Origin of the sequence: Chamaesiphon sp. VAR_69_metabat_338, assembly GCF_031423935.1 — a bacterium.
GTDB lineage: Bacteria > Cyanobacteriota > Cyanobacteriia > Cyanobacteriales > Chamaesiphonaceae > Chamaesiphon.
In genome coordinates, this window is the sequence record NZ_JANPGM010000304.1 from 1 (window position 1) to 6,505 (window position 6,505).

Consider the following 6,505-nt stretch of genomic DNA (forward strand, 5'->3'; position numbering starts at 1 on the left):
ATCGATCGCTAAATCGGGCGGCTAATTCTAACTGATGATTGACAATAATTAGCCCCATCTGTTGCGATCGAGCCAGATCGGTGATGTACTCTAAGATTTTTTCGGCAGTGTGAAAATCGAGATTAGCGATCGGTTCATCCAGTAATAATATTTTAGGTCGCGTAATTAAGCCTCTAGCGATCGAGACGATCTGTTTTTGTCCGGCAGAAAGCTGTGATTCTAATCGATCGAACCAATCGGAGGTAATCTCCAATTTTTCAGCCACAGTCACGATCCGCTGTTTGATTTCTTCAGCACCCAAAGATTGTAACTGTAGGGGATAAGCCAAAGCTTCGCGTACTTTCATCCCTAATAGCTTTGGTTCCTGGCTTACCAACATTACTTGTTTTCTGAGCGTAATCGGATCGATCGATCGATAGTCAGTACCATCGAACAAAATCTGCCCGCTCGTTGGTTCACTCAGACGATTTAGCAATCGTAACAACGTACTTTTACCCGCACCAGTAATCCCCGTTAAAGTCAAACATTCACCCGCTGCTAAACTAAATGAGATATCTGTCAGCAGCGACCTGGTAAAGTTGGGTGGGGTATAATTCAGTCGATCGAGTTGAAGTAGCAAGTTGATAAGAATGAATTGGGCTACCAGATATCGGTTAAATCGAGGATGAATTCAGGTAAAATATCCTCGCCACTAAGCTGGGCTGGCGATTGGAGAATTTCAGTTTCTTTATTAATGCGATAAATTTCGACCCGCTGATGCTGAGGATCTATTAACCAACCCAACCGTACTCCATTGGCTTGGTATTCTTGCATCTTTTCTTGAATTGTGGATAAGCGATCGCTAGCAGAACGTAATTCGATTAAAAAATCGGGAGCTAAAGGCAAAAACTTATTGGGGTCTGGATTGAAGGCTTCAATTCTCGATTTCTCTACCCAGGCAACGTCAGGAGAACGTTGAGCACCATTAGGTAGAACAAAACCACCAGATGATTCAAAAGCCATTCCCAGTTGCGTTTGCTCGTTCCAGATGCCAATCTGGACGATAAATTTCAGATTTCGCCTAGAAGTACCCCAACCAGTTGGTGCCAAAAATATTAATTCTCCAGTGCTAGTAAGTTCTAACCGCAGATCGCGATTGGTGTCGCAAAGATCTTGAAATTGGGCAGGAGTAAATTTCACCGCGCTCAGATTGAGTGGGAACGCAGGGGCAAACTCATTCGTAGAATTAGGGTGTTGCTCGATGGCGGCAATCATCATCTGTACTCCTATTCTTGTGCGGCTGCTCCTTTAAATACTAACTCAGCAGGGCCGGTCATGTAGACGCGATTATCGGCTTGCGACCATTCGATTTGGAGGCAACCGCCAGGTAATTCGACAGTACAAAAGCGATTGCATTTGCCAGTGAGGACGCCAGCCACTACCGTCGCACAGGCACCCGTACCGCAGGCGAGGGTGATGCCCGCACCGCGTTCCCAGACGCGCATTCTGACGTAATCGGGACGGATAATTTGGACGAATTCGGTATTAGTGCGCTGGGGGAAAGCCGGATGATGCTCGAATTTTGGCCCGATCGCGTTGAGATCGATCGCGTTAGCATCGTCTACGAAAGTCATACAATGGGGATTGCCCATGCTGACGCAAGTTACCGTCCAGGATTTGCCATCGACTTCAATCGATCGATCGACTACCTTATCATCGCTAGAACTCAATGTCGTGGGGATTTCGGCAGCCGAGAGTCGCGGTTCGCCCATATCTACTTGGACATTGCCCTCTGGTAATACTTCTGGGGTGATGATGCCAGCGAGAGTATGAATTTTGTAGGTGACAGCCAGATCGGTTTTGCCTTCTAAATCGGCGATAAATTTGGCCATGCAGCGAATGCCATTGCCGCACATCTCTGGCTCCGAGCCATCAGAATTGAAAATCCGCATGGTGTAGTCGGCACCATCCGTTCCTGGGAGCACGAAAATCACTCCGTCGCCACCAATCCCAAAATGCCGATCGCACCAAATAATCGCTTCTTCTGGCTCGATGACTGGTGTATCGCTGTGACGATTATCGATTAGGATAAAATCGTTACCTAAGCCTTGGTATTTGCTAAATGCGATCGACATATCTTAGGGGGTAGGGATTGGAGGACGGGGAACTGGGGGACGGGGAGAAGAGTGGAGATCGCTACGGTTCGGGAAAGTTGTACTGACAATCGATCGACTGAAGTTTACTTTTGCCCGAATTGTTGTTTGGCGCGATCGTAAACTTCGGAAGTAATCTCAATGGTGCCTTCTTCTTGGGCAAACTTTTCGATTTTCTTTCGTGCCGCAGGTCGCACAAAAAACGGGATTTCCTTGAGTTTTGCTTCTGCTTCAGCTGTCCAAGCGATATTATTACTCACAAAAAAATTGCTATCCTAATGTCAATTGAAAGGGGCGAGGGTAGTTATTGGTAATTTTGGTGCAGTCAGTCGGATCGATCTTACTCATCCAAAACTTATAATGGCGGATGGCGACGACGATCGAGATCGGGGAGTGGCGATCGATTGGCATCGGCAGATGGTAAATATAATTGTTTTGACTTGCGTCCCGATTCAGTCTCCGACTGCTGAATGCACCACCAGCGATAACCGATCGCCACTCCCGAAGTTAGTAATCCCAAAATCATGAGTGTGCCCACCTCATTAACGCCTCCAAGGACGGCATCAACGGCACCAACAATAATAATAAAGCTGGAAATTGGTTCTTTGCGGTATAGTCTTTTCAAGAAAGTAGGAAATATCGCGTTCATTTATTCGGTGGGTAAGACTAGGATTACAAGATACCATCGATCTATAATCCTATTCTACAAGCTCAGGCTGGGTAATCGATCGTCCACAAGTAGAGAATTAGCCAATGCGCCGAGTCATTCTCTTAATATACCCACTGCAAACTAGCTCATTTGGCAGAGATCCTTAATTAATTCCCAAGCCCATCCACGCCAGCGGATTTTGGCCGGTGATGTACTCGATCGCCAGTAGTGCCGCAAAGCCAACCATTGCCGCTCTGCCATTCAATTGCTCTGCAAATCGATTGAAACCAAATCTAGTTACGACTAGTTTGGGTTGGACGGAGGGTTGTACTTGTGCCATGATTCTGAAGAAGATTGCGTTTTGTAAAGTCAGTCTATAGCTATTTTACGGCTGTTTGGTGCGATTCGATCGAGATTGTGGTGGTTGGCGATCGAGTTAGATCTGCCCTTGGAAAGTGGCTAAGTAAATTTACCTCTGTCGGTTGGCTAGAGGCACGAAATCCAACGATCCCAATGTTCGATCGTCGATCGCGTTATTTGAGTGAGTTCAAGCATTAATGCTATGTGCTGTTGGGTTTCGCTTCGCTCTACCCAACCTACAACGATCGATTATCAACGATCGATTATCAATTAATAACTATCGTCATCTACATGAGCGTGAACCGTTAGATCGTGATTGACTTGATTGAGTCGATCGGATATTGCTTTGCGCCACTCTAAACTAATCTCAGGATCGGCTAATACTTCCTGTGCTGACTGACGGTATGTGGCACTAGTCGTCGCATCGACTCGATCGATCTTTTCAAGATTTTCGTAGACAGTTTGTAATGATTGCATGTTATTTACCTTTATGCAGTTGTTGATTGAATGATTGTGGTGTCGATCGAACCAGAGAAGGCGTGAATTAATTAACTTAATTAGCCTTCCCATAAGGTACCCTATGGCAGATCGGTACTTCCCATCAGATACAAATCGCATTCACGAGCGGCACCGCGACCTTCATTAAATGCCCACACGACTAGACTTTGACCGCGACGGCAATCGCCTGCGGCGAAGACACCAGGGATACTGGTGGTGTATTTTTCATGTTCGGCTTTGATGTTGCTGCGCGGGTCTTTCTCTAAGCCTAAAGCATCAATAAGTGGTTGCTCGGGGCCGAGGAAACCCATCGCCAGCAGCACGAGCTGAGCGGGATTGACTTTCTCAGTACCAGGGACGTGTTGAAGCACAAATTGCCCTTGCTCATTTTTCTCCCACTGAACTTGGACGGTATGAACGGCAGTGACGTTGCCGTCGGCATCGCCCTCGAATTTAGTGGCAGTGGTGAGATAGGCGCGCGGATCGGCTCCAAATTTCGCGGCGGCCTCTTCTTGGCCGTAGTCCATTTTGTAGACTTTCGGCCATTCTGGCCAGGGATTATTCGCCGCGCGGGACTGGGGCGGCATCGGCATGATTTCTAGTTGCTCGACACTGTTGCAGCCGTGGCGGATCGAGGTGCCGACGCAATCGGTACCCGTGTCTCCACCACCAATGATGATGACATCTTTACCGGCAGCAGCGATAAAGTCGCGATGTTCTTTGCCGTCCAATACTGTTTGGGTATTAGCTGTGAGGAATTCCATTGCGAAGTGGATGCCTTTAAATTGGCGACCCTCGATCGGGAGATCGCGCGGTTTGGTGGCTCCAGTACAGAGGATGACCGCATCATAATTTTTCCGCAGATCTTCGGCACTAATATCTTTGCCAACTTCCACATTGCATTTGAAGGTGATGCCTTCGGCTTCGAGTAGCTCGATCCGGCGGAGGACGACTCGCTCTTTTTCGAGCTTCATATTGGGGATGCCGTACATCAGCAATCCGCCCGGGCGATCTGCTCGTTCGAGAACTGTCACCCAGTGTCCGGCTTTATTTAGTTGAGCGGCGGCACAAAGTCCGGCAGGGCCAGCACCGACGATCGCGACTCTTTTACCCGTGCGTTTGGCAGGGGGTTCGGGGACGATCCAGCCCTCGTCCCAGCCTTTATCGACGATCGAGTGTTCGATGCTTTTAATCGTCACTGGCGGGTTATGAATGCCTAGTACGCAGGAGCCTTCACAGGGGGCGGGGCAGACTCGACCCGTGAATTCGGGGAAGTTGTTGGTTTTGTGGAGCCTGTCGAGGGCTTCGCGCCAGAGTCCGCGATAGACCAGATCGTTCCATTCTGGAATCAGGTTATTAATCGGGCAACCGCTAGCCATGCCACTAATCAGCGTGCCCGTATGGCAAAAGGGCGTGCCACAGTCCATGCACCTAGCTCCCTGGTTGCGGAGCTTGTCGTCGGGCATGGGTAGGTGAAATTCGTCCCAATTGTGGACGCGATCGAGTGGTGCGAGTTCGCCTTCGACTTCGCGCAGGTATTCAATAAATCCGGTTGGCTTGCCCATAAGGGTTAAAAATAATCGCTTAAATAATTTGGGTAGTCTGATGTGAGGCTGCGGTGTCTATTTTAGTCGGTTCGATCGATACCATGTAAGTACTGCTTCAATCTTCTTATCCTAACTTGTGAGTTTACGGACATCGTTCGGGCGAACCGTCGATCGAACCTAACTCAACTTTTGATGGCGATGGCAACCCAACTCCTCGGACAAGTCGGGTACGATCTCACTTACTTCCATCGCTGCATCGACACTGACAGGTGCTCTTCGACCCACTTTTTAGAGAGATAATAGCAACAGCTATCCACGAAGATCCGTCGATCGAATAAGATAGTACCTCAACTGACTCAAACAAAGGTTACTGAAATGAAATCACGCGCAATATGGTTACAAACGGCGATAATATGACCTTCAGCAATTTTATTATTAGTTTGAAGCATTCCAGAAAATTATGTTCTGAGGTTTCGATAGATAACTTAGATTTTTATCTTTAACTTATTTATTTGATTTTACAGATCGATGACCAAAAATACTCAACGCTAATGTTTTGCACCGTCGGTATTAACGTAATCGATCTAACGATTGAGATGAGCTACCGCAGATGACTTCTGATACTCTCAGAGGGCTGCTCCATCGATTTGTTATCTCACATAAGTACATTTCATTTACTTTCCAATCGGGGATAAACAGACTTTTTGGTCATCCACGGTAGCCGGTGTCGTCTTATTGATGCTATTGGCTTTGGGTTCATTACAATCGCGTGAGACTTGCTGCCGCCAGATCGTATCGAAATTGCTCGATAGTTCCTGCCTTGATTTTTTCAATTACTTCCTCGATCGCATTCAGTGGCACAAAGAACCATTCCTGTGGCTTCACTGGTATGTCGAAGCGATCCTTCAATTCCAAATCTAACCGAGCACTGCTGAAAAATTTGTGAAGTATTGCTTCAAGTCCCTTGCTGTTGATATTCGCCAGTTTGAAGGTTGCGACTATTTCTACATCCGCTAGCAGATAGGTAGGGTCTTTCTTGGCGTTGGCAACCCGTCTTTTCACGTCACCGATCGTCACACCGATTTTGTGAATGACAGATCGATTTTCTGCAATGAAGGGATGTTCTGATTGGCTTCTAAGTACATAAATGTAGCCAGTCGCTAAGTCATCGGCTGCTACAACTTGCGAAAACAGTGGGAGTGAACTTAAATCTGGGCTAGTGATACGGCGACTAGCCTTGTCTTTATTTAAGGCACGTTGGAGCGATCGCAGCAGGTAATCACTTTCTGTCCCATTGTCATAAACAACTCGCAAGCGGC

The 6,505-nt window shown here is 47.4% G+C and carries 9 protein-coding genes; all 9 read right to left on the minus strand.

The features are described from left to right. Window positions 1–619 (minus strand): ABC transporter ATP-binding protein (locus RMO84_RS08825; RefSeq protein WP_310488107.1); only part of this gene is annotated, 619 nt, incomplete at its 3' end. Window positions 620–639: 20 nt separating this feature from the next. Next, window positions 640–1,257, minus strand: coding sequence for a Uma2 family endonuclease (locus tag RMO84_RS08830; protein ID WP_310488108.1), 618 nt, complete (start codon window positions 1,255–1,257; stop codon window positions 640–642). Window positions 1,258–1,265: 8 nt separating this feature from the next. Next, a complete protein-coding gene (gene dapF / locus RMO84_RS08835; protein ID WP_310488109.1) occupies window positions 1,266–2,114 on the minus strand; it encodes a diaminopimelate epimerase in 849 nt (282 codons plus the stop codon). Window positions 2,115–2,218: 104 nt separating this feature from the next. After that, a complete protein-coding gene (locus RMO84_RS08840) occupies window positions 2,219–2,392 on the minus strand; it encodes a PCP reductase family protein (RefSeq protein WP_310488110.1) in 174 nt (57 codons plus the stop codon). Between the two features lie 95 nt (window positions 2,393–2,487). After that, window positions 2,488–2,781 (minus strand): hypothetical protein, encoded by a 294-nt coding sequence (locus RMO84_RS08845; RefSeq protein WP_310488111.1) that lies wholly within the window; start codon window positions 2,779–2,781, stop codon window positions 2,488–2,490. A gap of 163 nt (window positions 2,782–2,944) precedes the next feature. Further along, window positions 2,945–3,121: a hypothetical protein gene (locus RMO84_RS08850; protein WP_310488112.1), complete on the minus strand. Its 177-nt coding sequence runs from the start codon at window positions 3,119–3,121 to the stop codon at window positions 2,945–2,947. Window positions 3,122–3,411: 290 nt separating this feature from the next. Then, entirely contained in the window at window positions 3,412–3,618 is a 207-nt protein-coding gene (locus RMO84_RS08855; RefSeq protein ID WP_310488113.1) for a hypothetical protein, read from the minus strand. Between the two features lie 101 nt (window positions 3,619–3,719). Continuing rightward, window positions 3,720–5,204: a glutamate synthase small subunit gene (gltD, locus tag RMO84_RS08860; protein ID WP_310488114.1), complete on the minus strand. Its 1,485-nt coding sequence runs from the start codon at window positions 5,202–5,204 to the stop codon at window positions 3,720–3,722. 741 nt (window positions 5,205–5,945) lie between these two features. Then, on the minus strand, window positions 5,946–6,505 hold a 560-nt coding region (locus RMO84_RS08865; protein ID WP_310488115.1), incomplete at its 5' end, for a GIY-YIG nuclease family protein.